This window comes from Burkholderia sp. Bp8991, from assembly GCF_003853795.1.
Lineage (GTDB): Bacteria > Pseudomonadota > Gammaproteobacteria > Burkholderiales > Burkholderiaceae > Burkholderia.
The window spans coordinates 1-26,959 of record NZ_QTQJ01000035.1; the positions used below are offsets into that span (position 1 = coordinate 1).

The window sequence follows — 26,959 nt, forward strand, 5'->3', positions numbered from 1 at the left end:
GATCTACACGTCGGTCGGCCTGCAGAAGCAGGGCAAGAACCTGTTCTACCGCGACCTGCTGCACCACCTGTCGCATTCGAGCGACCGCTTCATCATCGCGCCCGGGATCAAGGGCCTCGTGATGCTCGTGTTCACGCTGCCGTCGTTCCCGTACGTGTTCAAGATCATCAAGGATCAGTTCCCGCCGCCGAAGGAAACGACGCGCGCGCAGATCATGGAGAAGTACCAGCTCGTGAAGCGCCACGACCGTCTCGGGCGGATGGCCGATACGCTCGAGTATTCGAGCGTCGCGCTGCCGCTGTCGCGGCTCGACCATGCGCTCGTGCGCGAGCTGGAAAAGGAAGTGCCGTCGCTGCTCGAATACGAGGACGACAACCTCGTGATCAAGCACCTGTACATCGAGCGCCGCATGACGCCGCTCAACCTGTACCTGCAGAACGGCACCGACGCGGACGTCGAGCACGGCGTGAAGGAGTACGGCAACGCGGTGAAGGAGTTGATGAAGGCCAACATCTTCCCCGGCGACATGCTTTACAAGAACTTCGGCGTCACGCGCCACGGCCGCGTCGTGTTCTACGACTACGACGAGATCGAGTACCTGACCGACTGCAACGTGCGGCGCGTGCCGCCGCCGCGCAACGAGGAAGACGAGCTGTCCGGCGAACCGTGGTATACCGTCGGCCCGCACGACATCTTTCCGGAAACCTACGGACCGTTCCTGCTCGGCGACCCGCGCGTGCGGACGGTCTTCATGAAGCATCACGCGGACTTTTTCGAACCCGCGCTGTGGCAGGCCAGCAAGGACAGGCTGCTGCAGGGCGAGTTGCCCGATTTTTACCCGTACGACGTGTCGCTGCGCTTCAGCGTGCGCTACCCCGAGCGCTTCGACGCGACGCCGGACGCCGGTGACGACGCAAGCGACGCGCAGCGCGCCGCCTGACGCACCGTCCGATCGAACCAAACCCGTTATCGACCTGACTTCCGCCAACGGAATCCACACCGATGAATACCCAAGACAATCCGCTTTCACACCTGTTCGACAACAACGACGCCTGGGTCAAGCGCCAGCTCGCCGACGATCCCGATTTCTTCGCGCGTCTCGCCGACCAGCAGGCGCCGGAATATCTGTGGATCGGCTGCTCGGATTCGCGCGTGCCCGCGAACCAGATCATCGGCCTGCCGCCGGGCGAAGTGTTCGTGCACCGCAACATCGCGAACGTCGTCGTGCACAGCGACCTGAACTGCCTGTCGGTGATCCAGTTCGCGGTCGACATCCTGCGCGTGAAGCACATCATGGTCGTCGGCCACTACGGCTGCTCGGGCGTCAACGCGGCGCTGCACAACCGCCGCGTCGGCCTCGCGGACAACTGGCTGCATCACGTGCAGGACGTGCGCGAACGCCACGCCGCGCTGCTGGACGAATGGCCGGTCGGCGAAGCGCGCTATCGCCGCCTGATCGAGCTGAACTCGATCGAGCAGGTCGTCAACGTATGCCGCACGACGATCGTCAACGACGCATGGGCGCGCGGCCAGTCGCTCACCGTGCACGGGCTCGTGTACGGCGTGCACGACGGGCGGATGCGCAACCTCGGGATGGCCGTGTCGAGCTTCGACGCGCTGGATGCAACCTACAAGCGCTGCGTCGCGGCGCTGACCGCGCGCGGCCAGCACGCGCCCGACAACGACATGGTCGCGGCGGACGCCGCGCGGCTCGACGACGTCGCGCAGGCGGTCGCCGCCACGCTGAAGCCGTGCGACGACGCGAAGTAACCGACTCGAAGTAGCCGACGTGCGCGGCCACGCGGGCGCGGCACGCCAGCGCCCCGCCGCGCGCCATCCGGCTGAAGGTGCATCATGATGGCGGGGCCGCGCCCCCTGCATCCCGTCGCGCGACGGGTGCGCCGTGCGCACACGCCAGCCGGCGCAACGGCGGTCATGCGGCCGCGACGGCCGTCGAACTGATCTGACACCGGCACTGCCGCGACGGCGGTGCAATGCAAAGGAGCGGCGAACATGAAAACCGTACTGATCGTCGGCGCATCGCGCGGCCTCGGACGCGAATTCGTCCGGCAATACCGGCGCGACGGCTGGAACGTGATCGCGACCGCGCGCGACGACGCATCGCTTGCCGCACTGCGCGAACGCGGCGCGCACGCGCATGCGCTCGACATCGCGCAGCCCGAACAGATCGCGGCGCTCGGCTGGAAGCTCGACGGCGAACGGCTCGACGCGGCGGTGCTCGTGTCGGGCGTGTACGGGCCGCGCACCGAAGGGGTCGAAACGATCGGCGCCGAGGATTTCGACACGGTGATGCATACGAACGTGCGCGGGCCGATGCAACTGCTGCCGATCCTGCTGCCGCTCGTCGAGGACGCGCGCGGCGTGCTGGCGGTGGTCTCGAGCCGGATGGGCAGCATCGCCGAGGCGACCGGCACGACCGGCTGGCTGTACCGCGCGAGCAAGGCCGCGCTGAACGACGTGCTGCGCATCGCATCGCTGCAGACGCGCCACGCCGCCTGCATCTCGCTCCATCCCGGCTGGGTGCGCACCGACATGGGCGGCGCGCAGGCCGCGATCGATCCGGAGACCAGCGTGACCGGCATGCGCCGCGTGATCGCGGAAGCCGGCGCGGACGTGTCGCAGGCCAACGGCCGTTTCTTCCAGTACGACGGCGTCGAGCTCAGCTGGTGAGCCGGCATGACAACCCGGCGTCGTTAATTCCCGAATCGCATGATTTTGAACCGACCTGACGCGTGCCCGTGCGGCGGCGCGTCCCCCGTCCCTGCCGGCAAAGCCCCGGCGCCGCGCTATGCGGCCTGTTGCGGCCGCTTCATCGACGGCGGCGAAGCCGCGCCGACCGCCCTCGAATTGATGCGCTCGCGGTACAGCGCGTACGTGCTCGGCGCGACCGACTATCTGCGCGCGACCTGGGACGCGCGCACCTGCCCGGCCGATCTCGATGCGGACCCGAATGCGCCCGACGCGCCTCGCTGGCTCGGCCTCGCCGTCAAACGCCATGCCCGGCTCGACGAACAGCACGCGGAGGTCGAATTCGTGGCCCGCTACAAGGTCGGCGGGCGTGCGTACAGGCTCCACGAGACAAGTCGTTTCACACGCGACGAGCACGGTTTCTGGCGCTATGTCGACGGCGAAGTAAGCGAACGCTGACAAATAGTTGCCATGTCAGACGCCGGGTAATTCCCGCATTGCACAACCTGAATTTGTCGGGCTAGGATGGCCGTCAGATTGGTCATGTTGCATGGCAGGGCTTACGAATGGCGTTCAGCAAGGTATTGGTGGGATGGATGGCGGCCTGCGCGCTGTCGGCCGCTCAGGCCGGTACGGCGCCGAACGCGCAATCTGGCGCGGCCACGGCCAGCGGCTCGCTCGCCCACGCCGAGCGCTTCGATTACGGCGATTCGGGCCTCCCGCAGGTCGCCGCGAACCTCAACGAACAAATCGTCAGCATTCCGGCCGATGCTTCGGGCGCCGTGATGCTCGAGGCCACGCTGTTCAAGCCGAACGGCCCCGGCCCGTTCCCGCTCGTCGTCTTCAACCACGGCAAGAACACCGGCGATCTTCACCAGCAGCCGCGCAGCCGGCCGCTCGCGTTCGCGCGTGAATTCGTGCGCCGCGGCTATGCGGTGATCGCGCCGAACCGCCAGGGCTTCGCCGGTTCGGGCGGCGCGTACCAGCAGGAAGGCTGCAACGTCGGCAAGAACGGCCTCGTGCAGGCCGCCGACGTCGACGCGACGGTCCGCTACATGTCGCGTCAGTCGTACATCGATGCGTCGCGCATCGTCGTCGCGGGCACGTCGCACGGCGGCCTCGTGTCGGTCGCATACGGTACCGAGGCGGCGCCCGGCGTGCGCGGCATCATCAACTTCTCCGGCGGGCTGCGCCAGGACCTCTGCGACGGCTGGCAGCGCAATCTCGTCGACGCGTTCGACCAGTACGGCGCGCATACGGCCGTGCGGTCGCTGTGGCTGTACGGCGACAACGATTCGGTGTGGACGCCCGCGCTCGTCGCGCAGATGCACGACGCCTACGTGTCGCACGGCACGCAGGCGCAGTTCATCGATTTCGGCCGCTACAAGGACGACGCGCACCGGCTGATCGTCGATCGCGACGGCGTGCCCGTGTGGTGGCCGGCCGTGCATGCGTTCCTCGCGGAACTGAACCTGCCGACCTCGGTGCGCTATGCGGTCGCGAACCCGCACGAGCCGAATGCGACCGGCTATGCGTCGATCGACGCGGTCGAGGCGGTGCCGTTCCTCGACGCAGCCGGCCGCGAAGGCTATCGCCGCTTCCTGAGCCAGCATCCGAGCCGTGCGTTCGCGGTGTCGGCTGAAGGCGCATGGTCGTGGGCCGAAGGCGGCGACGATCCGATGGCGCTCGCGCTCGACAACTGCTCGAAGCAGGGCGCGGGCGCGTGCCGGCTGTATGCGGTCAACGATCGCGTCGTGTGGAACGACAACGCGACGCAGACGGCCGACGGCGGCGACGATCACACCCGCGATACCGATACGCGCGCACTGGCTTCGCGCTGACGCGCGGCTTCGCTCCTCCCACTTTGCGCCCCCTCCATTCACGGTCGTCGCGGCGCTCTACCGCCTGCTCGTCAAATCGAGCACACGAGACGTAATGCTCGCTTTTACGAGCAATCGACTTGAATTCGCGCCAGCGTAGTCCGTGATGATCGTTATTTCGATCACAATCGATCTAACGATCGATTTTACGAACATGAAGGTCAATCAAGCTGCGGCAGCCAGCCCAACTGTCCTCGCGGAAGCCGCACGAGTTGGAGAAGCACTCGCCCGTGTGCGCATCTCGCGACGCGTTCAGCAGAACGAGGCGGCCATCTTCGTGCAAGGCAGTGGTCTCGGCGGCGCCCATCCAAAGGCTACGTCCAGCGCGGGATCGTTGATCCGGACGCACAAGAGCTATATCCAGCAGCGCTATACCTACGATGGGCAGTGCAAGGCGGCCGGCCTGAGCAACATGCACGGCCTGCGGCATCGTTACGCGCAGGATCGTTACGAAGCGTTGACGGACTGGAAGACGCCGGCTGCGGGCGGCCTTCGGCGCGGTCACTGACGCTTGCGCAGCGCGCCTTGGATGCGCAGGCGCGGCAGGCGATCAGCCGCGAGTCGGGGCACGAGAGGACGCAGATCACGGCAGTGTATCTGGGAAGATGAGGAGGCAAGTTACGACGTGTAGAAATCTACGAGTGGAAACGCCACTGCCTTCGCCGCAGCAATGACACACTTCTGTCCTAGTTGTATAGAAACAGGAGCGGACTTCCAAGACATTTTTTTACTTCCTCGATCGGCACGCACTGCGAGCCTACTCCCTCCGAATACTTGCTCGTCAAGCGTGCGAAGCAAGAAGCATTAGCCATGGCCTGCTTGTAGATTTTTGATTTTCTGGTATCAGATAAATTCAATTCCCCCACCAACCCAAAACCCATTTCAAAAGAAGACTCTAAATTTCTATTTACATCCACCGCGAACAAGTATTTATCCCAGCATGCCTTGCGCTCTGGCGTCGCATGAGGAGAGTCACTATGAAGCGACAGCTTCATTCTCAACTTCAAGTCACCAATTATAAAAAAATATTCGGGTCTCGGAATCCAAGCTATCGCGTCACCATAACCATGAAAGTACGCTTGATCATAACGTCCCTCATTAAAAAAAAGCCTCCCCCTTTTCTCGGCCAGGGCTGCATTTTTGACATTCTCCTTGACCCCTATATTTTTCTTGTAATTTTCAACCGTCGCCTTAAATACCTCCCATTCAGTTATGATGCCTCCATCAGAATTCGACCCGAACGCATAGACATATGGGGACATGAGCATAAAAATAACAAGAGAGAATAAAAGAAAAAATTTATTTTTACTCATTATCTCGCCCTTTCAGGCTTACCTTTAACAATAAGTGTGCCGACGCTTTTTCCATCAGGGCCGCGATGACTAACAAGTGCCTCGTGAATTGACGCCCACTTTTTTATATTCACAACGGTAACACAACCTTCCGACACATTACCCACATGGACGTATCTGCTATTATTTCCATGCGCAATCGGGAACCATACCTGATGGTGAGATAGGCCCTGATATTCAGCCTTGTATTGATTTGTATAATCCCTTCTGTGCGCAAAATCAGGCAACAAGATCGTGTAGTTTCCAGGTGGAATGGGATGGAAATCACCACCCCAACTCGTGTTCATTGCAGCCTCAAAGTGAATCCCATCGAGAATCCCATCTGCCAATTGTTGCTGCATATTCTCCTTTCTGGATTTCGAGTACCATCTAGCATCAAAGCGCCCATAGGTCATAACCAGTTCAATTGGCTTCTGTTTAGGGGCTGTCTTGCCAAGATATTCACTAACATTGGCTCCCGACAGGAACGCGATCCGCCCCTTGGACTCGCCCTCAAGGATCTTGAAATAGGTCCGCCCATCTTTGCTTCCGATCAGCATGACCTTGCAATATTTGAAAAGCGATTTCCATTCGCTGCGAGGAACGTCATCCATCCCAACTAGTAACCATCCGCTGTCAGCGTCAACCTTGTTGACGTATCGAATGACATCAGCCGACACTTCCCGTGTGCTTCCCCGAGTCATATTTGTTGCTGCGCTCCCCGACCATGAAAGATCAGTCATGGCTCAAGCCTCTTTGTTATTTTTGAATAGCCGTTCGGTATCTGGCTCAATCGTAAGCACCTGCGCTTCACCGCTCATTACTCGGTCTGTACGCCCATCCTTATCAGTAACTCCGCGAATAGTCACTCCATCCACTGTTGTTATTTTGTAAGGCATTTCTGGAATCGGGTTTCCGTCCAAGTCATGCAAGATGAACTGCTCATCGAAGCGGAGGCCGTTGACGTATGCGGCATGCGCGGATACCAAACTGGCGGGCGCTGCTTGTGCAATGAGTACAGCACCGCAGGTTGTTCTGTGTCCTTCCGCGGCCATTGGTAGTTCCCCATCCGTGTCGGTGCAATGCTCCAGTCCTTCGGCCACCTTGAAAATATGCGGCGAGCATTTGGGGCACGTTACCGTATCCCCTTTACGCACAATCGGCCGGCCGTGCCATGAGTTGGTTGGACTGCCCGAAACTACGATGCCACCGTGAGAGGTCATATCCCCAACAACAATCTGCGCGTTACCAAATAGATTCATACGTGTCCCCATTGCTATCTCTCCTTCTGATTGGAAATCTGCGCTATACCTGTCAGGTCATGAGTTGATTGAGTAGAAAGCCGTGGCGCCACGGAAGGTAACTGGATTACTGCCACCAAGGCAGGGCTGGCAGCAGGCTCTCAGCAGAGATATGGACGCCCGTGGACGTACATGGATGCCTTCGCAAGCAAGCCTAGGTATCTGCCGTTCCCTTGTATATGGGACAGGTTCGAAAAGTACAGAGGTCTGTTTCGAGCACCAGGGCAATCGCACGAATTGTGTAAATGGTTAACAAGGGCTTCAGATTGCTTGTGAGCGTGTCCGAATCCGGCTGTAGTCATGGATTTTCCGTGAGGGAAACCCGTGCGAGAGTCGGATTTTCAGCAGGAAGTGTTGAGCATCGAGGAAGCATTCGGCAGCTTGACGGATCCGCGCAGTCGGCCGTCGCCGCATGATCTGCGCGAGATCCTGACGGTTGCGCTGTGCGCGATTCTGTCGGGAGCGGATAGCTGGGTCGCGATCCGGATCTGGGGCGAATCGAAGCTCGACTGGTTGCGTCGATACTTGCCCCTGGAAACGGGGTATTCCCTCGCGTGACACGTTCGGCCGCGTATTCGCGGCGCTTGATCCACTCGAGTTCGAAGCCAGTTTCGTGCGTTGGATGCGAGGGCTCTGCCCGGCGCTGGCCGACGAGGTCGTGGCGATCGACGACAAGAGCGTACGCGGCTCGCGCGGCACGAATCAGCGTGGCTCCCATCTGGTATCGGCATGAGCCAGCCAGTTGTCAGGTAATTTGCCTGACAAGGAAATCGACAAGATTGCGCCGGCGTTCCGTCACATCGACCACGTGGCCGACGCGGCACTTCGCAAAGCATTGCCCTGAACCTGCCAGCTCGATTTCGTCCAGTCGTCCAGCGTTGCGCCGCCCCGTCGATCGGAGCCTGCGCGAAGCAAGATCGCCCCGTTGTCGCCGCCAACACCGCACCACCATCATTCCCCATATTTCATCACCCGGCCGCACCCCATCCCGCGATTTTTTTCTGTCGGGGGTGTCACTCGAACGTCGTCATCTGCGGTCATTTCGGGGCATCTGGCGCGTACCGCCCCGAGCACCCCGGATCTGCGCCGAACTCCCGCCCGACAAGGCTTTGCGGTGTTTGTAACCGGTAGTGCAACGGACGGCGGAACACGCTAATCTCAGCGCGTTTTCCGTCTGTCGCCGCGCGGTATTCCGTTCGATACCCGCCGCCGCTTTACTCCCCGGAGTCGCCTTGAGTACGCCAGCCACCGATGACTGGGTCGCGCGCAGCCTGCGCGCGGTCTGGCATCCCTGCACCCAGATGAAGCACCACGAGCGCCTGCCGCTCATTCCCGTCGCGCGCGGCGCGGGCCTGTGGCTGTACGACCGCGACGGCCGCCGCTACTTCGACGCGATCAGCTCGTGGTGGGTGAACCTGTTCGGCCATGCGAACCCGGACATCAACGCGGCGCTGAAGGACCAGCTCGACACGCTCGAGCACGCGATGCTCGCCGGCTGCACGCACGAGCCCGCGATCGAACTCGCCGAACGGCTGCACGCGCTCACCGCGCGCACGCTCGGCCATGCGTTCTTCGCGTCGGACGGCGCGTCGGCCGTCGAGATCGCGCTGAAGATGAGCTTCCACGCGTGGCGCAACCGCGGCCGCGCGAACAAGCAGGAATTCGTCTGCGTCGCGAACAGCTATCACGGCGAGACGATCGGCGCGCTCGGCGTGACCGACGTCGCGCTGTTCAAGGATGCGTACGACCCGCTGATCCGCCATGCACACGTGGTCGCGTCGCCCGATGCGCGCGGCGCGCTGCCGGGCGAGACCGCCGCCGACGTCGCGGGCCGCGCGCTCGACGACGTGCGGCGCCTGTTCGCCGAACGCGCCGACCGAATCGCCGCGCTGATCGTCGAGCCGCTCGTGCAATGCGCGGCCGGCATGGCGATGCACGATCCGTCATACGTGCGCGGGCTGCGCGCGCTGTGCGACGAATTCGGCGTGCACCTGATCGCCGACGAGATCGCGGTCGGCTGCGGCCGCACCGGCACCTTCTTCGCGTGCGAACAGGCCGGCGTCTGGCCCGATTTCATGTGCCTGTCGAAGGGCATCAGCGGCGGCTACCTGCCGCTGTCGCTCGTGCTGACGCGCGACGACGTGTTCGCCGCGTTCTACGACGACGACACCACGCGCGGCTTCCTGCATTCGCATTCGTACACCGGCAACCCGCTCGCATGCCGCGCGGCGGTCGCGACGCTCGACCTGTTCGCGCGCGACGACGTGCTCACGAGCAACGCGCGCAAGTCGGCCGCGATGCGCGCCGCGCTCGCGCCGCTCGACGCGCACCCGCAGGTGCGTCACCTGCGCGAGCGCGGCACGCTGTTCGCCTTCGACGTCGCGCTCGACGGCGACGCGGCACGCGGCTTCTCGCGACGCTTCTTCGAGCGCGCGCTCGAACGCGAACTGCTGCTACGCCCGATCGGCACGACCGTGTACCTGATGCCGCCGTACGTGATGAGCGACGACGACATCGCGTGGCTCGCACAACGCACGCGCGACACGCTCGACGCGACACTCGCGGAGGCGGCGCGATGAAACAGCCGTCACCGAAAACGACCACGCCGCTGCTCGACACGCTGCAGCGCGGCCTCGCCGAACTCGATGCGCAGGGCCTGCGCCGCGTGCGCCGCACCGCCGACACCGCGTGCGACACACACATGCGCGTCGACGGCCGCGACATCGTCGGCTTCGCGAGCAACGACTATCTCGGCCTCGCCGCGCATCCGGCGCTCGTCGCCGCGTTCGCGGAAGGCGCGCGGCGCTACGGCTCCGGGAGCGGCGGCTCGCATCTGCTCGGCGGCCATTCGCGCGCGCACGCGACGCTCGAGGACGAACTCGCCGGCTTCGCGGGCGGCTTCTCCGATGCGCCGCGCGCGCTGTACTTCAGCACCGGCTACATGGCGAACCTCGCCGCGATGACGGCCCTCACCGGCAAACACGCGACGATCTTCTCCGACGCGCTGAACCACGCGTCGCTGATCGACGGGATCCGGCTGTCGCGCGCGACCGTGCAGGTCTATCCGCATGCGGACATGGCGGCGCTCGCCGCGCTGCTCGATGCGTCGGAGGCCGAAACGAAGCTGATCGTCAGCGATACGGTGTTCAGCATGGACGGCGACGTCGCGCCGCTCGCCGAACTCGTCGCGCTGGCCGAACGCCACGGCGCGTGGCTCGTCGTCGACGACGCGCACGGCTTCGGCGTGCTGGGCCCGCAGGGCCGCGGCGCGCTCGCGGCCGCCGCGCTGCGCTCGCCGAACCTCGTGTACGTCGGCACGCTCGGCAAGGCCGCCGGCGTCGCGGGCGCGTTCGTCATCGCGCACGAGACCGTGATCGAATGGATGATCCAGCGCGCGCGCAGCTACATCTTCACGACGGCGGCGCCGCCCGCGGTCGCGCATGCGGTATCGGCAAGCCTGAAGGTGATCGCCGGCGACGAAGGCGATGCGCGACGCGCGCACCTCGCCGCGCTGATCGAGCGCACGCGCGCGCTGCTGCGCATGACACGCTGGCAGCCGGTCGACTCGCACACGGCCGTGCAGCCGCTCGTGATCGGCAGCAACGACGCGACGCTCGCGGCGATGCGCTCGCTCGACGCGCACGGCCTGTGGGTGCCCGCGATCCGGCCGCCGACGGTGCCCGCCGGCACGTCGCGCCTGCGCATCTCGCTGTCGGCCGCGCATTCGTTCGACGATCTCGCGCGGCTGGAAACCGCACTCATCGAAGCCAGCGAGCAAACCGCATGAACGCACCGCTTTCCGTTTTCGTCACCGGCACCGACACCGAGATCGGCAAGACCTTCGTGTCGGCCGCGATGCTGCACGGCTTCGCACGTCACGGCCTGCGCGCGGCCGCGCTGAAGCCCGTGGCCGCCGGTGCGGTTGAACGCGACGGCGTCTGGCGCAACGAGGACGCCGACCAGCTCGACGCGGCCGCGAACGTCGTGCTGCCGCCCGAGCTGCGCACGCCGTTCCTGCTGAAGGCGCCGGCCGCCCCGCACATCGTCGCCGCGCAGGAAGGCGTGACGATCGACCTCGACACGATCGTCGCGAGCCACCGCGAGGCGCTGACGCGCGCGGACGTCGTCGTCGTCGAAGGCGTCGGCGGCTTCCGCGTGCCGCTGAACGACACGCAGGACACGGCCGATCTCGCGGTCGCGCTCGGCCTGCCGGTCGTGCTCGTGGTCGGCATGCGGCTCGGCTGCATCAGCCACGCGCTGCTGACGGCCGACGCGATTCGCCAGCGCGGCCTCACGCTCGCCGGCTGGGTCGCGAACCACGTCGACCCGGCCATGCCGTACGCCGACGAGAACGTCGCGACGATCCGCGACTGGCTCGCGCGCGAACATCGCGCGCCGCTGCTTGGCCGCATCGCGCACTTGGCGCCGGCCGCCCCCGAATCCGCCGCGGCGATGCTCGACATCGCCGCGCTCGTCGACACGCTGCGCCGCGCGCAGCATTGACGCCCCGATCCCCGCATTCACGACAGGAAAACCACCATGACCCAAGCCCAGACCGCCGCCGTGCAACCCGACGCGATCCCCGTGGCCGCCCCGACGTCGCAGCGCTGGCGCGTCGCCGACGTCGTCGCGCTGTTCGAGCTGCCGTTCAACGACCTGATGTTCCGCGCGCAGCAGGTGCATCGCGAGCACTTCGACGCGAACGCGGTGCAGCTGTCGACGCTGCTGTCGATCAAGACGGGCGGTTGCGAGGAGGATTGCGGCTACTGCTCGCAGTCGTCGCACCACGAGACGGGCCTGAAGGCCGAGAAGCTGATGGACGTCGACGCGGTGCTCGACGCCGCACGCGCGGCCAAGGCGAACGGCGCGAGCCGCTTCTGCATGGGCGCCGCATGGCGCAATCCGAAGGAGCGCCACATGCCGGCGCTGACCGAGATGGTGCGCGGCGTGAAGGAACTGGGCCTCGAGACCTGCATGACGCTCGGCATGCTGGAGGACGAGCAAGCCAGGGAACTCGCCGACGCGGGCCTCGATTACTACAACCACAATCTCGACACGTCGCCGGAGTTCTACGGCCAGGTGATCTCGACGCGCACCTACCAGGATCGTCTCGACACGCTCGACCGCGTGCGCGACGCGGGCATCAACGTGTGCTGCGGCGGCATCATCGGGATGGGCGAATCGCGCCGCGAACGCGCGGGCCTGATCTCGCAGCTCGCGAACCTGAACCCGTATCCGGAGTCGGTGCCGATCAACAACCTCGTCGCGATCGAGGGCACGCCGCTCGAAGGCACCGCACCGCTCGACCCGTTCGAGTTCGTGCGCACGATCGCGGTCGCGCGCATCACGATGCCGAAGGCCGTCGTGCGGCTGTCGGCCGGCCGCGAGCAGCTCGACGACGCGATGCAGGCGATGTGCTTCCTCGCGGGCGCGAACTCGATGTTCTACGGCGACCAGCTGCTGACCACGAGCAACCCGCAGACGCAGCGCGACCGCGCGCTGTTCGAGCGCCTCGGCATCCGCGCGAGCCAGGCCGACGCGCTGGCGGAGAACGCGTAAGCGCCGGCCTCGCGTCGTTCTGCGAAGGTTGCAGACGAGAAAACCGGGGCGTGCCCCGGTTTTTTTTCGTCCGATCGTCTGCGCCGGGCCGGCCTGCGCGTCGCGCATCGCGGTCTTGCCCGCGCGCCGGATCGAAGCGTCGAGCCCGATCGTCAGCGTGCGCGTCGGCGCGACTTCCGCCTGCGCGTCACACGTGTGCGGCCGCGCCGTCGAGCGCCGCGCGCACGCGCGCGACGCGCTGTTCGTCGACCGGCGCCAGCACCTCGCCGCGCGGCCGCACGCCCGAGCCGAAGTGCACCGCGCGCACGCCGGTCGCGCGAACGAAATCGCCGACCGCGTCGATCGTGAGGCCCGAGCCGGCCAGCACCGTGCAGGTCGTGCCTGCCGCCTGGCGCACCAGCCGCGTGATCGTCGCGACCGCGTCGAGCACCGACGGATGGCCGCCCGAGGTCAGCACCGACGTGACGGCCGGCACGCGCAGCAGCGCGTCGAACGCGGCATTGAGGTCGCGCGACACGTCGAACGCGCGATGGAACGTCACGTCGCGCCCGTCCGCGGCCGCCGCGATGCGCTGGAGCGCATCGAGATCGACGTCGCCGCGCGCATCGAGCGCGCCGAACACGACGCCGTTCGCACCAGCCGCGACGGCCGCGCGCACGTCGCGCTCGATCACGCGCAGGTCGTCGGCGTCGTAGACGAACGCGCGGCTGTGCGGGCGCACGATCACGTTCACCGGGATCGCCACGGCGGCCACGACGGCCTCGATCAGGCCGACGCTCGGCGTGAGCCCGCCTTCACTGATCGCGGTCACGAGTTCGAGCCGGTCGGCGCCCGCGCGGGCAGCGGCCTTCGCGTCGCCGACGGTGGTGGCGATCACTTCGAGGAGAACGGAGGAGGCGGCGGTGCGGTTCATCGGCGGCTCGCGAATCGTCAGGACAATTCGCGCATCCTAGCCGAGCGGCATGAACCGCGCCAGCGCGACGCCGTCGCTATGCGCCGCCCGCTTCCTCGTCGATCCAGTCGATATCGCCGCACAGCACGTGCTGCGCATCGCCGATGCGCACCGCCACCGACAGCGTCACGCACGGCTGCGCCTCGTTGATCGACAGGTACGGGCGCGTCACCTGCACGCGTCCGGGCTCGGCGATCGCCGTGCGGAAATACGGCCGGCGCAGCCAGTTCGCACCCTGCGCATCCGACAGCGGCGAGAAGCGCGCCTCGGCGAGCGCGCGGTCCGCGCGCAGCACGACGTTGCGGCCGGCCTGCCGGCCGCGCGCGTCGAGCAGGAAGCAGCGCGCGGCATCGTCGAGCGCGAGGAAGTTCCAGCACACCTCGTCGAGCGGCTCGCCGGCCGCCACCCGCTCGGCCGCGCGCTCGAACGCGCGCAGGTACGGCGCGAGCCGCTGCGCGTCGCGCCGCTCGCGCGCTTCGGTCTGCTGGCGAAAGCGCTCGGTCAGCTCGCCGATGCAACCGGTCGCGGCCGCGCTGTCAGGTAGCCCGGGGGCCGGGCGGCCGAAGAAATAGCCCTGCACGAAATCGGCCTCGCACGACAGCGCGATCTGCGCGTCGTGCTCGGTCTCGATCCCCTCGACGAGCACCAGCTTGCCGGCCTCGTGCAGCAGCGTGACGAGCCCGTGCAGGATCGCGGTGAGCCCCGTGCGGTGCGCCGCGTGGGACAGCATGATCCGGTCGAGCTTCACGATGTCCGGGTTCAGCTGCCAGATCCGCTCGAGGTTCGAGTGACCGGCGCCGAAATCGTCGAGCGCGATCAGGAAACCCTGCGCGCGGAATTCGCGCACGGCCTCGGCGAGCCGCTCGACGTCTTCCGCGCGCTGTTCGAGCACTTCGAGCACGACGCGGCGCGGCGGCATGCCGATCCGCTTCAGGTTCGCGAACAGCGCGGCGGCCTGGAACGGGTCGGTCAGCACGCCCGGATGCACGTTGAGGAACAGCCACTCGCGCTCGGCGCCGAGCAGTGCGAAGTTCTCGAGATGCAGCGCCTGCGCGAGCCGGTCGAGCTGCAGCAACTCGCCCTGGCGCGCGGCCTCGCCGAACACGTCGAGCGGCGACACCGCGCGGTCGAGCGCATCATGCGCGCGCAGCAGCGCCTCGTAGCCCACCGCGCGCTGGTGCGACAGGCTGAAGATCGGCTGGAACACGGTCGTGAGCGACAGGTCGTGATGCTGCGTCGCCAGGCGCTCGAGGCCGGAGCTCATCTCCCGCTCGAAACGATACGGCGATGCGGTGGCCGGACGCTCCTGTTGCGCGATCGTCATGGCGCCCTCCTGGTGATGCAGCCGAACGCGGCGGTTGGTTGAGACGGCGCGCGCAATGTCATGGTGGAATCCTCGGTTGTCCGGCCGGTGCCGGACGGTAGGCAAGCATCAAGCAAGGTCCGTGCAAGGGCCGAACACGCGCGCCGCGCCTGCGTGCGGCGCCGCCGCACCAGCATGACGCAGGCCGGATGCACCGTTCACGTGCATGCGCACCGGCGCACTCGAACGCACCCGCCGCGTCGTCACGCTAAACTCCGTACGGTCGTTTCATTCTCCGCAATCGCCGTCTCGATGGAAATCGTCTTCACAGTCCTGATCCTGCTGCTGACCGTCGCGCTGTCCGGCGCGGTCACACGCATCCTGCCGTTGCAGCTTCCGCTGCCGCTGATGCAGATCGCGTTCGGCGCGATGCTCGCGTGGCCGAAGCTGAACCTGCACGTCACGTTCGATCCCGAAATCTTCATGCTGCTGTTCATTCCGCCGCTGCTGTTCGCGGACGGCTGGCGGATTCCGAAACGCGAGCTGTACCTGCAGCGCCGCGCTATCCTGATGCTCGCGTTCGGGCTCGTGTTCATGACGGTACTCGCAGTCGGCTACTTCGCGCACTGGCTGATACCCGAGTTGCCGCTGCCGATCGCGTTCGCGCTCGCGGCCGTGCTGTCGCCCACCGACGCGGTCGCGCTGTCGGGCATCGCCGGCAAGGGACGGATCCCGCCGCAACTGATGCACATCCTGGAAGGCGAGGCGCTGATGAACGACGCGTCGGGCTTGGTCGCGCTGAAGTTCGCGGTCGCGGCCGCGCTCACCGGCATGTTCTCGCTGCGCGATGCGTCGATCACGTTCGTGATCGTCGCCGCCGGCGGGCTCGCGACGGGCGCGCTCGTGTCGTGGGGGTTCAGCGCGCTGTCGACGCGCTTCCTGAATGCCGAGCAGGAAGGCGATCCGGCCCCCGGCATCGTGATGACGCTGCTCGTGCCGTTCGCCGCCTATCTGTTCGCCGAGCATCTCGACCTGTCGGGCGTGCTCGCGGCCGTGTCGGCGGGGATGATGATGAACTACACGAGCTTCTCCCGCAAAAGCACCGTCGCGTCTCGCGTGCGGGCCGAAAGCACGTGGGCGATGATCGAGTTCGTGTTCAACGGCATGGTGTTCATCATGCTCGGGCTGCAGTTGCCGCACATCATCGGCCGCGCGCTCGTCGACGCGCACCACACGAGCGACGCGCTCGTCGGCCGGATGATCTTCAACGTGTGCGCGATGATGATCGCGCTGTATGCGATCCGCTTCCTGTGGGTCTGGCTGCTGCGCTGGATCGCGAGCCGCCGCGCCGCGCGCCACGGCCTCGCGGGCACGATGGCCGGCGTGCGCACGATCGCGGTGATGACGGTCGGCGGCGTGCGCGGCGCGGTCACGCTCGCGGGCGTGCTGTCGATCCCCGTCGCGCTGTCTGACGGCGCGCCGCTGCCCGGGCGCGACACCGCGATCTTCGTCGCATCGGCGGTGATTCTCGGTTCGCTGATCGTCGCGGTGATCGGCCTGCCGCTGCTGCTGCGCGGCGTGCGCTCGACGCGCAACCCGCTCGCCGACGAGGAGCGCACCGCGCGCGCGGCCGCCGCGCAGGCCGCGATCCGCGCGATCGACTCGTCGCACGACGCGATCTCGGCCGATCTCGACGAATCGGGCGCCGCGCGCTGCGCGGACATCTCGGCGCGCGTGATGGACCAGTACCGCCGCCGCCTCGCCGCGCTCGCCGACGACGGCCCGACCCCGCGCGCGCAAGCCAAGCAGGCGGAGACGATGGAACTGCAGATGCGGATCGCGGCGGTGCGCGCGGAACGTTCGGTGCTGTACCGGATGCGCAGCGAAAGCAGGATTTCCGACGAGACGCTGACGAAGCTGATCCGCGAGATCGACCTGTCGGAAACGGCACTGTCGACGCGCAAGAAAGGACTCGTCTGAGCGGCTGCGCCGCGGTGCGATTGCACGGCCGCTCAAAAAAAACGGCGACGCACGAGCGTCGCCGTTTTCACATCCGCCCGCCGCGGCGTTACTTCGCGACGACGACCGGAATCCCCTTCAGCATTCCCGCGCCCTTCATCTCGTCGAGCGCGTGCTGCACTGCCGCACTCGTCGCCGCGTCGATGCCGACCTGCAGCGCGAGCTCGCGCTCCGCACGCTTCACGCCCGCGAGGTTGCGCACCTTCACGTGACCGAAGCCGCGCACGCGGGCATGCAGATCGGCCAGTTGCGCGACCTGCGCCGCATTGCCGGCGGTCACCGCGGCGAGCGCGCGCGTGAGCGTGGTTTCGTAGTCGTCCGCGAGCGCGCGCTCCATCCTGCGCTCGGCCGTGCGGCCGAACGGATCGAGCCACGTGCCGCGCAGACTGCGCACGCGCGCGAGCGTGCCGAGCACCGGCCACATCCACTGGCCGAACACGCGCTTCTTCGGCACGCTGCCGTCGCGGCCGGCCTTCGCGACCGTCGGCGGCGCCAGATTGAACTTCACGCGATAGTCCTGCCCCGGCACGCCTTCGAACTGCGCTTCGAGCGCCGTGCGGAACGCGCCGTCCGCATACAGCCGGGCAACCTCGTATTCGTCCTTCACCGCGAGCAGCCGGTAGAACGTCGTCGCGACCGCACGCGTCAGCGCATCGTCGCCCTTCGCGCGCGCCGCGTTCACCAGTGCGCGGTAGCGCTCGACGTAACGCACGCCGCCGTAGGCGTCGAGGCGCGCCTCGCGATCGGCGATCAGCTCGGCGAGCGTCTCCGGCGCGGCGTGCACGGCCACCGCGTGACGCGCGTTCCACAATGCGTCGAGGCCCGCCGCGTCGCCGGCCGCCATCCGGCCGATCGCGAACGCGAGCTTGTTCATCGGCACCGCGACGTTGTTCAGCTCGATCGCGCGCATCATCGCGGCGAGCGACACCGGCACGAGGTCAAGCTGCCACGCGTAGCCGAGCATCAGGATGTTCGCGCCGATCGAGTCGCCGAGGAATTTCGCGGCGAGCGCCTGCGCGTCGCAGCTCGACAGGTAGCCGTCGCCGGCCGCGTGATGCATTTTTTCGAGCAGCGCATCCGCGTGCAGGTTCGCGTCGGGGTTCTGCACGAACGACGCGTTCGGAATCCGGTGCGTGTTGACCACGATCCGCGTGCGCTCGTGGCGCACCGTCTGCAGCGCCTCGGCGCTCGCGCCGACGACCATGTCGCACGCGAGCAGCACGTCGGCCTGCTGCGTGTCGATGCGCACCTGGTTCAGCCACCGGTCGCTCGACGCGATCCGCACGAACGACAGCACCGAGCCGCCCTTCTGCGCGAAGCCCATGAAGTCGAGCACCGACGCGCTCTTGCCTTCGAGGTGCGCGGCCATGCTGATCAGCGCGCCGACCGTCACGACGCCCGTGCCGCCCACGCCCGTGACCAGCATGTCGTACGGCGCCGCGTCGAGATGGGTCGCGGGCACCGGCAGCGCGTCGACGCGCACGGCGAGCGCGGCTTCGTCGAACGCCGCGCCCGCGGCCTTCTTCAGCGCCGCGCCTTCGACCGTCACGAAGCTCGGGCAGAAGCCGTTCACGCACGAGTAGTCCTTGTTGCACGACGACTGGTCGATGCGGCGCTTGCGGCCGAGCGGCGTCTCGAGCGGTTCGACCGACAGGCAGTTCGACTGCACGCCGCAGTCGCCGCAGCCTTCGCATACCGCGTCGTTGATGAACAGCCGCTTGTCCGGGTCGGGGAATTCGCCCTTCTTGCGGCGGCGGCGCTTCTCGGCCGCGCAGGTCTGGTCGTAGATCAGCACGGTGACGCCCGGCGTCTCGCGCAGCTCGCGCTGCACCGCGTCGAGTTCGCTGCGGTGATGGAACGTCGTGCCCTTCGGGAACAGCCCGTGATGACCGTCGTACTTCTCCGGTTCGTCGGACACCACGACGAAGCGCGACACGCCTTCCGCCTCGACCTGCCGCGCGATCTGCGGCACCGAGATGCTGCCGTCGACCGGCTGGCCGCCCGTCATCGCGACCGCGTCGTTGTAGAGGATCTTGTACGTGATGTTCGCTTTCGCGGCGACCGCCTGGCGGATCGCGAGAATGCCCGAATGGAAGTAGGTGCCGTCGCCGAGGTTCTGGAACACGTGCTTCGTGTTGGTGAACATCGCGTGCGCGGCCCAGTCGACGCCCTCGCCGCCCATCTGGATCAGGCCCGTCGTGTCGCGCTCCATCCACGACGCCATGAAGTGGCAGCCGATGCCGGCCTGCGCGATCGAGCCTTCCGGCACCTTCGTCGACGTGTTGTGCGGGCAGCCCGAGCAGAAGTACGGCGTGCGCTTCACCGCGTCCGCCTCGTTCGACAGGATCTGCGGCGCGACGAGATCGACGACGCGCTCGCGCCGGTCGAGCGCCGGCTTGTGCCGCGCGAGCCAGGTGGCGAACACCGGCAGGATCCGCGACGGGCGCAGCTCGCCGAGCTCGGACAGCAGGCACGCGCCTTCGGCGTCGTGCTTGCCGAGCACGCGCGGGCGCGCACCGTCCGCGCGGTTGTACAGGTAGTCCTTGATCTGCTGCTCGATCACCGGGCCCTTCTCTTCGATGACGAGCACTTCCGACAGGCCGTCGACGAAGGTTTCGATCCGTGTCATTTCGAGCGGATACGACAGGCCGACCTTGTAGATCCGCACGCCGGCCGCTTCCAGGTCGGCGACGGTGAGGTCGAGCCGGCGCAGCGCCTCCATCAGGTCGAGGTGCGCCTTGCCGCACGTGACGATGCCGACGTTCGCGTGCGCGCTCGGCGCGATCCATTTGTCGATGCTGTTGGTGCGCGCGAAGTGGCGCACCGCGTCGAGCTTCGCGGCGAGGCGCGCTTCGATCGTGAGGCTCGGCAGGTCGGGCCAGCGGTTGTGCAGGCCGCCCGCCGGCGGTGTGAAGCCCGCCGGCGCCGGCCATTGCGTCTGCAGCGCGTCGAGATCGACGGTCGAGCCCGACTCGACGGTTTCCGAGATCGCCTTGAAGCCGACCCATGCGCCCGAGTAGCGCGACAGCGCCCAGCCGTACAGGCCGAACTCCAGCATGTCGGCGATGTTCGACGGGTTCACGACCGGCATGTGCCACGCGATCATCGCGAAGTCGCTCTGGTGCGGCATCGACGACGACACGCAGCCATGGTCGTCGCCGGCCACCACCAGCACGCCGCCGTGCGGCGACGAACCGTATGCGTTGCCGTGCTTCAGCGCGTCGCCGGCGCGGTCGACGCCGGGGCCCTTGCCGTACCACATCGCGTACACGCCATCGACGGTGCGCTCCGGGTCCGCCTCGACGCGCTGCGTGCCGAGCACGGCGGTGCCGCCGAGTTCCTCGTTGATCGCGGGCAGGAAGCGCACGCCGCTGCCGTCGAGCAGTTTCTTCGCCTTCCACAGCTGCTGGTCGACCATCCCGAGCGGCGAGCCGCGGTAGCCGCTGACGAAGCCGGCCGTGTTCAGGCCCTGCGCGGTATCGGCTGCGCGCTGCATCAGCAGCAGGCGGACCAGCGCCTGCGTGCCGGTCAGGAAGATCCGGCCGCGCGTGGCGGTCAGGTTGTCGGTCAGGCGGTAGTCGGATAGAGCGGGCGTGCCGTCGACGGGCAGGCGGGCGGTCATGGGGATGTCTCCTGATTGTGTGTTCTGGGCCGCGCACGGGGCGTCGGGCGACGCCGGCCGGGGCTGCGGCTGGATGGCTCTATTTTTTCGCGGGGAGACGAGAAAGTTTTTTCTCATCTTGCTTGGATGACGCCGGAGCGAGAAAAACTGCGCAGGTTTCGGTCGGAAATCGAGAGATTTTTCGCGCGGGGTGGCGGGCGGCTGTTCGGGGCGTGTCGGGGTGGGCAGGCGGGTTGCCTCGAAAAGGCCGGAATGCGCGGGAGGCGGGCCGCGGGCGCGGCGGCGGGCGCTCGCAGGCCGTGCGGCAAGGGCTCGGGGGGCGGAACGGGCGAGCCCTCACCCATCGAATGCACAGCGTTCGGATTGATCGCGGGTGCGGGATGTCCACAATGCCGGGGCTGCGTTTCGGGCTGGCCCGCGCGCTCACCATTCGGTTGCACAGGGTTTCGAGTCGCGCCGGAGGCCGGATGTCCACACCTCGATCGGTCCGCGGTTCGAGCGGATGCCGACGCTCACCGTCGAAATTCACAGCGCGGCGAGTCGATGTTGGCGGAAGATATCCACACCGTCGGATTCCTGCGCCGACGACGCGGCGTTCGTCCTCACCTGTGGGATGCACAGGTTTGCGAGTCGATTCGGCAGCGCGATATCCACACCGCCGTCCGCCCTCGCGACGTTTCGGAGCGTCCGGGCGACGCGGGACAGCGCGCTTCAGTGTGGATGGGCCCGCCTCCGCAAGCGCCCGCACGGCCTTGGCGTTCGTCGGCGCATGCAGTCGCGTCGCCGGACGAGGTGCCGGCACGGGTTTGGATATCGCCCACACCAGGCGCTGAAATTCCAGTGAATTTCGATGATGAGCATCGGCACGCAATCGAACAAGGATGCCGATCCGGGTGTGGACAGCCCAACCCGCGACGACTCGAAACGCTGTGCATTTCGACGGTGAGCGCCGGCACCCGATCAAACGCGAGCGCCGATCCGGATGCGAACAGCCCGCCACACGACAACGCCAAACGCCGTGATTTGCAACGGTGAGTGACTGCACGGCGATTGAACGAGGGTGCCGATTCAGGTGTGGATAGTTCGATCCGCGACCACTCGAGACGCTGTGACTTGCAACGGTGAGCGACGGCACGGCAGTCGAACGAGGGTGCCGATTCGGGTGTGGACAGCTCGATCCGCGACCACTCGGAACACTGTGAAATTCGACGGTGAGCGACGGCACGGTATCGCACGAAAGCGCCGATTCAGGCGTGACCGGCAGCACCTGCAACCACGCCGAGGCCCACGCATCCGCAGTCGCACCGACGCGGCAGAGCAGCACGCGCGCGCCCTCTCCACCGAAAGACACAGCACGTCGACTGCTTTCGGCGATCGGATATCCACATCGCGGCAAGCACGCGAATGGCACGCGCGATCGCGCGTGCGGTTAGAATGCGCGACCCCGAAGCCGCGTCGAAGATCGGGAACGGGCACGCAAGGCGACACCTGGCCTGTCCGGGTACCGACGCTCACCATTGAAATACACAGCGCTTCGAGTGAATTCCACGGCAGGATATCCACACCGCGATGCGTGCGCGGCTCTATCGCCGATCCGCACTCGCCGTTAGAATGCGCGGCGCTCCGGATTTCGCGCGACGCCCGGAAATCCGCACCAGGCAAGTCTCACGCGCGATCGGTCGGCGGCGCTCACCGGTCAAAGGCACAGCATTTTTCTTCGTCGCGATTCCCGGTTGTCCACACCCTGCATCGCGCATCCGGCCGCATCCGGTCGCATCCGGTCGCACTCACCGGTGAAATGCACAGTCTGCCGAGTGGTTTCGAGGCCGGGATATCCACAACCGACGCGGCGAAAAAATTCATCGCGGGCGCTGCGGCAACGTCGGTTCACGCACCTGCCCGCGATCGGCGCCGGATGCCGGAAAGCCCCGCAAATTCGGCCTCCGGACGCACGCTCACCGTTCGAATCCACAGCATTTCGAGTGGGCGGAAACCCGGTTGTCCACATCCGCGCCGAAGCGGACGGCGCCCGCAAGCGCGGTCATTCGGCAATCGAACGGATGATCCGCGCCGGGTTTCCGCCAACCAGCGTATTCGGCGGAACGTCGCGCGTCACGACGGCACCCGCGCCGACAACCGAGTTCTCGCCGACCGTCACGCCGCCGATGATCGTCGCACCCGCGCCGATCCACACGTTGCTCCCGATCACGATCGGCCGGGCGACGACGGCGTCGCGCCGGCGGGACGGCTCGACCGGATGGCCCGACGTGATGAGACTGACGTTCGGCCCGATCATCACGTCGTCGCCGATGTCGAGGCCGCCGAGGTCATAGAACGTGCAGTTCTGGTTGATGAACACGTTGCGGCCGATCCGCGTATCGGCGCCGCCCGTCGCATAAAACGGCGGGATCAGCAGAAAACCGTCGTCCATCGCCCTTCCGATCAGTTCTCCGAACAATGTCCGGACGTCGTGCGCATCGTCGAACGTCAGACGGTTGAGCCGCGCGGTGATCGCCATCGTCCGCCCGAGCTCGGCGCGCATCGCGGCCGATTCCGGCGTGCGCCGGGGAATGATCGTGGTGCGATCGTCGTTCGCCATTCGTTGCCGTTCTCCGTGCGCGATCGAACCGGCAACGCCGCGCATCACGCAGCGCCTGACTCGTCGAATACGATCGCATCGCCTTGAATTCAGTCAGTCGGTCGACCCGCGCAGGGTCGCCCGGTTTCCTCGTTTCGCGCCCCGCCGACGGCCATCGACCGGACTCGTGCGGGCAGCCGCCGACGCTGCTGCAAAGCCAGCGGAACAGCACGGTCGTGACCGCTGCAGCCGAGCACGCATACGTCAATCTCAAACTAGTTGTTTCATGACTAGTTAATTCATGAACTTCCGCCATACCAGGCTTTGCGGGAAATTCCCTACCCGCCCGCATCCGCCCGGACACGTACGACACGCGCCCGCGCCAGGCTCCGCCATTCTCGCCGTCCGCCCCTGTCCGAACCTCTCCCGCTCGGGTACGCTTGAGCATCCACCGACCCGACACGCACACCCATACGCGGAGGCGCGATGAAGCTCTACTATTGGCCGAAGACCCGGGCATTCCGGGCGCTGTGGATGCTGGAGGAAATCGGCGCCGTCTACGAGCTCGTGCCGATCGACTTGCGATCGCACGAACAGGGCAGCGACGCGTTCGTCCAGGTCAATCCGATGGCCAAGCTGCCCGCGCTCGACGACGGCAGCGAACCGTTCGCCGAATCCGGCGCCGTGCTGCTCTATCTCGCCGATCGCTGCCCGGGCGCCGGGCTCGGCATTGCACCGGACGATCCGCTGCGCGGCCGCTTCCTGCAGTGGATGTTCTTCACGCCCACCTGCCTCGAGCCGGCGATGGCCGAGAAATTCACCGGCGCGTCGGGCAATCCGGTCGCCTTCGGCTGGGGCAACATCACGCGCGTGCAGCGTGCGCTCGCGCAAACGCTCGCCCACAGCCGCTGGCTCGTCGGCGATCACTTCACCGCGGCCGACCTGCTGCTCGCCAGCACGCTGAAGATCGCGTTCGACGCGCACCTGCTGCCGCACGAAGGCGTGCTCGGCGACTACGTCGCGCGCGCCGAGGATCGCGACGGCCATCGCCGCGCGGTCGCGGTCGAACAGCGCGAAGCGGCGCGCCTGCTGCATGCGTGACGCGTGAACGGCACGGCCTTCCGTCGCGGCGACCGCGCCCGAAGGCCGGCGCCCGTTCGCGCCGTTCACGGCCGTCATGCAGCCGGCCCGGGCGTCTGCGCGGCCGTGCCGGCCTCGACCACCACGCCCGGCGAGCCGCGCTCGTCCGTATCGGTGTCGACCGGCACGACTTCGTGAAAATGCGTGTAGTCGATGTGCGTGATGCCGCCTTCGTCGTGCATCAGGTCGACATAGCGGTGACGCCAGCGGATCTCCGCATGCGTCCATGAGTAGCGCGCCTGCATGACTTGCGCGGTCGTCTCGTCGGAGCCCTCGATCGTGATCAGCAGCGACGCGTCGCGCGCGGCGAGCGACTCGGCCGTCTCGCCGAACAGCGGGCTCGTTTCGTCGATCACGTGCATCAGGTTCCAGCCGAGCAGGAAGATCGGATGCTCGTTGCGCACGAGCGGCAAGTCGTGGATCTTGCGCAGCATATAACCCTCGTGCGTGCCTTCGACGCGCATCAGCCGCAGTTTCGCCTGCGCTTCGGCGATCACGTTCTGGCGCGCATTCGCGGCGCGCACCATCAGCGTCATCCGCCCGTTCAGCGGCCGCACGATCGCGTAACGTGCGAACAGGATCTTCGCCTGCGGCCGCGAGAAGCGCGCGAACACGAGGCCGGTCGCGAGCGCGATGCCCGACATCCCGATGAAGATCTCGAAGGTCGAGACGACGTGCGCGTAGACGGTCTGCGGATGCATGTCGCCATAACCGACCGTCGCGAGTGTCTCGACGCTGAAGAAGAACGCGCCGGCGAACCCGGCCGGCGACTGGTTCGCGATCGGCGCGTGGCCGAGCAGGTAGAGCGTCGCGAAGCCGCCGTTGAGCAGCAGGAACAGCACCGCGAGCGACAGGAAGAATACGGGCCAGCTCACCGTCAGCGCGCGGTGATAGAGGTCGCGCCAGCCGAGCGGCGGCATCCCGTACGCGATCACGGGGCGGGTGCCCGACCAGATCTTGCGGCCGCGGCCGCGGGAGGCTGGGGAGGACGAATCGACGTTCATCGCGCAAGGGCCTGGAGCAAGGAGGCGATGAGCGTAGCACGCGCGGGCGGCGGCCGGGAATGCGCAGCGATGCGGAGCGGGCCTTGCGCGTGCGGCGCGAAAAAAAGCCGGCCGCATGGGCGGCCGGCTTCGCGGTCGTTCGGCGTGCTCGCGGCGCGGCCTGGGGCTTGCCGCCTGCCGCCGAACTTACTTGCGGTCGACGATCACGCGGTCGAACGTGCCGCCGTCGGCGAAGTGGGTCTTCTGCGCGTTCGCCCAGCTGCCGAAAACCTGCTCGACGCTGAACGTCTTCAGCGGCTTGAACTCGGCCGCATGCTTCTTCAGCACGGTCGCGTCGCGCGGGCGCAGATGGTGCTGCGCGATGATCTCCTGCGCCTGCGGCGTGTACAGGTAGTCGAGATACGCCTGCGCGACCTTGCGCGTGCCCTTCTTGTCGACGACCTTGTCGACGACGGCGACGGGCGGCTCCGCGAGGATGCTCGCCGACGGATACACGGCGTCGAATTCCGCTCCCGACGCGCCGGTGTCCATCAGCGCGACTTCGTTCTCGAACGTGACGAGCACGTCGCCGATGCCGCGCTGCGTGAAGGTCGTCGTCGCGCCGCGGCCGCCCGAGTCCAGCACCGGCACGTTGCGGAAGATCGCCTTCTCGAAGTCGAGCGCCTGCTGGTCGGTCGCGCCTTTCTGCTTCTGGTAGCCCCACGCGGCGAGGTACGCGTAGCGGCCGTTGCCCGACGTCTTCGGGTTCGCGATGATCACCTGCACGCCCGGCTTCGCGAGATCGCTCCAGTCCTTGATCGCCTTCGGATTGCCCTTGCGCACGAGGAACACCATCGTCGTCGAGTACGGCGAGCTGCCGTCGGGGAAGCGCGCGCGCCAGTCCTTCGGCAGCAGCTGGCCGCGCTCGGCGAGCAGGTCGATGTCGTTCGGCTGGTTCATCGTCACGACGTCGGCCTGCAGCCCCTGCAACACCGACAGCGCCTGCGCGCTCGACGCGCCGTGCGACTGCTTGATCGTCACCGTTTCACCAGTCTGCTGCTTGTAGGCGGCGGCGAAGCTCGTGTTGATGTCCTTGTACAGCTCGCGCGTCACGTCGTACGACACGTTCAGGATCGACGTGTCCGCATGCGCGGCCGTGGCCGCCACGACCAGCGCCGCCGCGGCGCCCGTGTGCAGCCAGCGGCCGATCCCCTTGATGCTTGCCATCGTGATATGCCCCGTTTCCAGTGGTGGTGGATATGCGTGACGGCACGCGTACGCGCTGTCATCGAAACGTAAGCGGGCATTTTAACGGCCGGGCGCGACGCACTTTCCAATCTGTCGTGGAAAGCAAATCTCGAATTCTGCTAAGCAGGGGCGCGTCGCTCGCGTACGCGCCGGATCCGGTGTTAAGATCGCCGTTCAGCCCCTTTCACGGTTCATCCATGTCCGTTGCCCCGCGTTCGCCGTCGATCCTTGCCGCCATCGCGGCAGGCGCGCGCGCGGCCGGGCTGAAACTGAAAAAACGACACCTCGACTGACGGGGGCGTCGCGTCCCGTCAGGCGAATGCCGGACGGGATG

The 26,959-nt window shown here is 66.7% G+C and carries 23 protein-coding genes and 1 pseudogene; 15 read left to right on the plus strand and 9 right to left on the minus strand.

The genetic code is table 11. The annotated features are described in order from the left end of the window. The 6 genes and pseudogenes from aceK to DIE02_RS36500 form a co-directional block, all read left to right on the plus strand. A partial coding sequence (gene aceK / locus DIE02_RS29210; RefSeq protein ID WP_124530057.1) for a bifunctional isocitrate dehydrogenase kinase/phosphatase occupies nucleotides 1-940 on the plus strand: 940 nt, incomplete at its 5' end. Nucleotides 941-1,002: 62 nt separating this feature from the next. Then, nucleotides 1,003-1,770, plus strand: a complete 768-nt coding sequence (can, locus tag DIE02_RS29215) for a carbonate dehydratase (RefSeq protein WP_124486578.1) — start codon at nucleotides 1,003-1,005, stop codon at nucleotides 1,768-1,770. Between the two features lie 243 nt (nucleotides 1,771-2,013). Further along, a complete protein-coding gene (locus DIE02_RS29220; RefSeq protein ID WP_044846181.1) occupies nucleotides 2,014-2,691 on the plus strand; it encodes an SDR family oxidoreductase in 678 nt (225 codons plus the stop codon). A gap of 39 nt (nucleotides 2,692-2,730) precedes the next feature. Further along, nucleotides 2,731-3,168, plus strand: a complete 438-nt coding sequence (locus tag DIE02_RS29225) for a YchJ family protein (RefSeq protein WP_044846180.1) — start codon at nucleotides 2,731-2,733, stop codon at nucleotides 3,166-3,168. Nucleotides 3,169-3,275: 107 nt separating this feature from the next. Then, nucleotides 3,276-4,550, plus strand: coding sequence for a dienelactone hydrolase family protein (locus tag DIE02_RS29230; protein WP_124486579.1), 1,275 nt, complete (start codon nucleotides 3,276-3,278; stop codon nucleotides 4,548-4,550). 319 nt (nucleotides 4,551-4,869) lie between these two features. Then, nucleotides 4,870-5,198, plus strand: a pseudogene (locus DIE02_RS36500) (integrase); the annotation flags it as partial. 77 nt (nucleotides 5,199-5,275) lie between these two features. Here DIE02_RS36500 and DIE02_RS29240 read toward each other — a convergent pair. The 3 genes from DIE02_RS29240 to DIE02_RS29250 are packed head-to-tail and all read right to left on the minus strand — an operon-like array spanning nucleotide 5,276 to nucleotide 7,194. Continuing rightward, nucleotides 5,276-5,902: a hypothetical protein gene (locus DIE02_RS29240; protein WP_124486580.1), complete on the minus strand. Its 627-nt coding sequence runs from the start codon at nucleotides 5,900-5,902 to the stop codon at nucleotides 5,276-5,278. Continuing rightward, nucleotides 5,902-6,663, minus strand: a complete 762-nt coding sequence (locus tag DIE02_RS29245; RefSeq protein WP_124486581.1) for a hypothetical protein — start codon at nucleotides 6,661-6,663, stop codon at nucleotides 5,902-5,904. The genes DIE02_RS29240 and DIE02_RS29245 overlap by 1 nt, the downstream gene beginning before the upstream one ends. 3 nt (nucleotides 6,664-6,666) lie before the next feature. Continuing rightward, nucleotides 6,667-7,194, minus strand: coding sequence for a PAAR domain-containing protein (locus DIE02_RS29250; protein WP_124486582.1), 528 nt, complete (start codon nucleotides 7,192-7,194; stop codon nucleotides 6,667-6,669). A gap of 381 nt (nucleotides 7,195-7,575) precedes the next feature. Between DIE02_RS29250 and DIE02_RS36185 the strand changes: the two genes are divergently transcribed. The 6 genes from DIE02_RS36185 (at nucleotide 7,576) to bioB (ending at nucleotide 12,780) form a co-directional block, all read left to right on the plus strand. After that, complete coding sequence (locus DIE02_RS36185; protein ID WP_260427275.1) at nucleotides 7,576-7,779, plus strand: transposase family protein; 204 nt, start codon at nucleotides 7,576-7,578, stop codon at nucleotides 7,777-7,779. Further along, complete coding sequence (locus DIE02_RS36190) at nucleotides 7,766-7,954, plus strand: hypothetical protein (RefSeq protein ID WP_260427277.1); 189 nt, start codon at nucleotides 7,766-7,768, stop codon at nucleotides 7,952-7,954. Before DIE02_RS36185 ends, DIE02_RS36190 begins: the two co-directional genes overlap by 14 nt. A gap of 499 nt (nucleotides 7,955-8,453) precedes the next feature. Next, nucleotides 8,454-9,800, plus strand: coding sequence for an adenosylmethionine--8-amino-7-oxononanoate transaminase (gene bioA, locus DIE02_RS29270; protein WP_124486586.1), 1,347 nt, complete (start codon nucleotides 8,454-8,456; stop codon nucleotides 9,798-9,800). Beyond that, complete coding sequence (gene bioF / locus DIE02_RS29275) at nucleotides 9,797-11,008, plus strand: 8-amino-7-oxononanoate synthase (RefSeq protein WP_124486587.1); 1,212 nt, start codon at nucleotides 9,797-9,799, stop codon at nucleotides 11,006-11,008. The genes bioA and bioF overlap by 4 nt, the downstream gene beginning before the upstream one ends. Continuing rightward, on the plus strand, nucleotides 11,005-11,724 hold the full coding sequence (gene bioD, locus DIE02_RS29280) for a dethiobiotin synthase (RefSeq protein ID WP_124486588.1): 720 nt from the start codon (nucleotides 11,005-11,007) through the stop codon (nucleotides 11,722-11,724). The genes bioF and bioD overlap by 4 nt, the downstream gene beginning before the upstream one ends. Nucleotides 11,725-11,760: 36 nt before the next feature. Beyond that, the gene (bioB, locus tag DIE02_RS29285) at nucleotides 11,761-12,780 is read left to right on the plus strand and encodes a biotin synthase BioB (protein ID WP_124486589.1); all 1,020 of its coding nucleotides are present in this window, start codon (nucleotides 11,761-11,763) and stop codon (nucleotides 12,778-12,780) included. Nucleotides 12,781-12,967: 187 nt separating this feature from the next. Here the strand turns inward: bioB and DIE02_RS29290 are convergent, their stop codons facing one another. Together DIE02_RS29290 and DIE02_RS29295 are read right to left on the minus strand one after the other, a co-directional pair. Next, the gene (locus tag DIE02_RS29290; RefSeq protein ID WP_124486590.1) at nucleotides 12,968-13,693 is read right to left on the minus strand and encodes a copper homeostasis protein CutC; all 726 of its coding nucleotides are present in this window, start codon (nucleotides 13,691-13,693) and stop codon (nucleotides 12,968-12,970) included. A gap of 76 nt (nucleotides 13,694-13,769) precedes the next feature. Beyond that, nucleotides 13,770-15,056, minus strand: coding sequence for an EAL domain-containing protein (locus tag DIE02_RS29295; protein ID WP_044846173.1), 1,287 nt, complete (start codon nucleotides 15,054-15,056; stop codon nucleotides 13,770-13,772). A gap of 291 nt (nucleotides 15,057-15,347) precedes the next feature. Here DIE02_RS29295 and DIE02_RS29300 point away from each other — a divergent pair, with 291 nt between their 5' ends. Beyond that, a complete protein-coding gene (locus tag DIE02_RS29300; RefSeq protein ID WP_124486591.1) occupies nucleotides 15,348-17,015 on the plus strand; it encodes a Na+/H+ antiporter in 1,668 nt (555 codons plus the stop codon). Between the two features lie 88 nt (nucleotides 17,016-17,103). Here DIE02_RS29300 and DIE02_RS29305 read toward each other — a convergent pair whose 3' ends face one another. Together DIE02_RS29305 and DIE02_RS29315 are read right to left on the minus strand one after the other, a co-directional pair. Next, a complete protein-coding gene (locus tag DIE02_RS29305) occupies nucleotides 17,104-20,676 on the minus strand; it encodes an indolepyruvate ferredoxin oxidoreductase family protein (protein ID WP_124486592.1) in 3,573 nt (1,190 codons plus the stop codon). Between the two features lie 2,041 nt (nucleotides 20,677-22,717). Next, on the minus strand, nucleotides 22,718-23,275 hold the full coding sequence (locus tag DIE02_RS29315; protein ID WP_124486594.1) for a sugar O-acetyltransferase: 558 nt from the start codon (nucleotides 23,273-23,275) through the stop codon (nucleotides 22,718-22,720). A gap of 465 nt (nucleotides 23,276-23,740) precedes the next feature. Between DIE02_RS29315 and DIE02_RS29320 the strand changes: the two genes are divergently transcribed. Continuing rightward, nucleotides 23,741-24,355 carry a glutathione S-transferase family protein gene (locus tag DIE02_RS29320; RefSeq protein WP_044846169.1) on the plus strand — a complete coding sequence of 205 codons (615 nt, stop codon included), beginning with the start codon at nucleotides 23,741-23,743 and terminating at the stop codon, nucleotides 24,353-24,355. Between the two features lie 74 nt (nucleotides 24,356-24,429). Here the strand turns inward: DIE02_RS29320 and DIE02_RS29325 are convergent, their stop codons facing one another. Both DIE02_RS29325 and DIE02_RS29330 read right to left on the minus strand, forming a co-directional pair. Then, nucleotides 24,430-25,398 (minus strand): ion channel, encoded by a 969-nt coding sequence (locus DIE02_RS29325; protein WP_124486595.1) that lies wholly within the window; start codon nucleotides 25,396-25,398, stop codon nucleotides 24,430-24,432. Between the two features lie 186 nt (nucleotides 25,399-25,584). Beyond that, nucleotides 25,585-26,604, minus strand: a complete 1,020-nt coding sequence (locus tag DIE02_RS29330; RefSeq protein WP_044846167.1) for a sulfate ABC transporter substrate-binding protein — start codon at nucleotides 26,602-26,604, stop codon at nucleotides 25,585-25,587. Between the two features lie 116 nt (nucleotides 26,605-26,720). On the opposite strand from DIE02_RS29330, the gene DIE02_RS29335 reads away from it, so the two are divergent. After that, nucleotides 26,721-26,918 (plus strand): hypothetical protein, encoded by a 198-nt coding sequence (locus DIE02_RS29335; RefSeq protein WP_221622563.1) that lies wholly within the window; start codon nucleotides 26,721-26,723, stop codon nucleotides 26,916-26,918. Nucleotides 26,919-26,959 lie beyond the last annotated feature (41 nt).

Excerpts from the sequence above, each read along its gene's own strand:
- can (WP_124486578.1), top strand. The coding sequence starts at position 1,003 with ATGAATACCCAAGACAATCCGCTTTCACACCTGTTCGACAACAACGAC.
- DIE02_RS29220 (WP_044846181.1), top strand. The coding sequence starts at position 2,014 with ATGAAAACCGTACTGATCGTCGGCGCATCGCGCGGCCTCGGACGCGAA.
- DIE02_RS29225 (WP_044846180.1), top strand. The coding sequence starts at position 2,731 with ATGATTTTGAACCGACCTGACGCGTGCCCGTGCGGCGGCGCGTCCCCC.
- DIE02_RS29230 (WP_124486579.1), top strand. The coding sequence starts at position 3,276 with ATGGCGTTCAGCAAGGTATTGGTGGGATGGATGGCGGCCTGCGCGCTG.
- DIE02_RS29240 (WP_124486580.1), bottom strand. The coding sequence starts at position 5,902 with ATGAGTAAAAATAAATTTTTTCTTTTATTCTCTCTTGTTATTTTTATG.
- DIE02_RS29245 (WP_124486581.1), bottom strand. The coding sequence starts at position 6,663 with ATGACTGATCTTTCATGGTCGGGGAGCGCAGCAACAAATATGACTCGG.
- DIE02_RS29250 (WP_124486582.1), bottom strand. The coding sequence starts at position 7,194 with ATGGGGACACGTATGAATCTATTTGGTAACGCGCAGATTGTTGTTGGG.
- bioF (WP_124486587.1), top strand. The coding sequence starts at position 9,797 with ATGAAACAGCCGTCACCGAAAACGACCACGCCGCTGCTCGACACGCTG.
- bioD (WP_124486588.1), top strand. The coding sequence starts at position 11,005 with ATGAACGCACCGCTTTCCGTTTTCGTCACCGGCACCGACACCGAGATC.
- bioB (WP_124486589.1), top strand. The coding sequence starts at position 11,761 with ATGACCCAAGCCCAGACCGCCGCCGTGCAACCCGACGCGATCCCCGTG.
- DIE02_RS29290 (WP_124486590.1), bottom strand. The coding sequence starts at position 13,693 with ATGAACCGCACCGCCGCCTCCTCCGTTCTCCTCGAAGTGATCGCCACC.
- DIE02_RS29295 (WP_044846173.1), bottom strand. The coding sequence starts at position 15,056 with ATGACGATCGCGCAACAGGAGCGTCCGGCCACCGCATCGCCGTATCGT.
- DIE02_RS29300 (WP_124486591.1), top strand. The coding sequence starts at position 15,348 with ATGGAAATCGTCTTCACAGTCCTGATCCTGCTGCTGACCGTCGCGCTG.
- DIE02_RS29305 (WP_124486592.1), bottom strand. The coding sequence starts at position 20,676 with ATGACCGCCCGCCTGCCCGTCGACGGCACGCCCGCTCTATCCGACTAC.
- DIE02_RS29315 (WP_124486594.1), bottom strand. The coding sequence starts at position 23,275 with ATGGCGAACGACGATCGCACCACGATCATTCCCCGGCGCACGCCGGAA.
- DIE02_RS29320 (WP_044846169.1), top strand. The coding sequence starts at position 23,741 with ATGAAGCTCTACTATTGGCCGAAGACCCGGGCATTCCGGGCGCTGTGG.
- DIE02_RS29325 (WP_124486595.1), bottom strand. The coding sequence starts at position 25,398 with ATGAACGTCGATTCGTCCTCCCCAGCCTCCCGCGGCCGCGGCCGCAAG.
- DIE02_RS29330 (WP_044846167.1), bottom strand. The coding sequence starts at position 26,604 with ATGGCAAGCATCAAGGGGATCGGCCGCTGGCTGCACACGGGCGCCGCG.